General features: G+C 39.9%; 1 pseudogene. It reads left to right on the top strand.

Going from position 1 to position 248, the window contains the following annotated elements:
* Window positions 1-248, top strand: a pseudogene (locus SB689_RS23830) (phospho-sugar mutase); the annotation flags it as partial.

Raw genomic sequence — 248 nt, 5'->3', positions numbered from 1 at the left:
ATGTAAAGTAGGCCTTACAGGATTCAAATGGATCGGAAAAATGATCCGTGAAGCAGAAGGAACCCAAAAATTTGTATGTGGTGGTGAAGAGAGTTTCGGTTTCATGACTGGAGACTTTGTTCGTGATAAAGACTCTTGTGGGAGTATCGTTCTGGCTTGTGAAATTGCTGCTTGGTGTAAAGCCAACGGAAAAACAATGTATCAGTACATGATTGAGATCTATGAAGATCTTGGAATGTATTACGAAG

The sequence above is a fragment of the Chryseobacterium sp. SIMBA_038 genome (assembly GCF_046535115.1).
Classification (GTDB): domain Bacteria; phylum Bacteroidota; class Bacteroidia; order Flavobacteriales; family Weeksellaceae; genus Chryseobacterium.
Note: the sequence above shows the minus strand (reverse complement) of the source record. Positions and strands in the feature narration are given on the sequence as shown.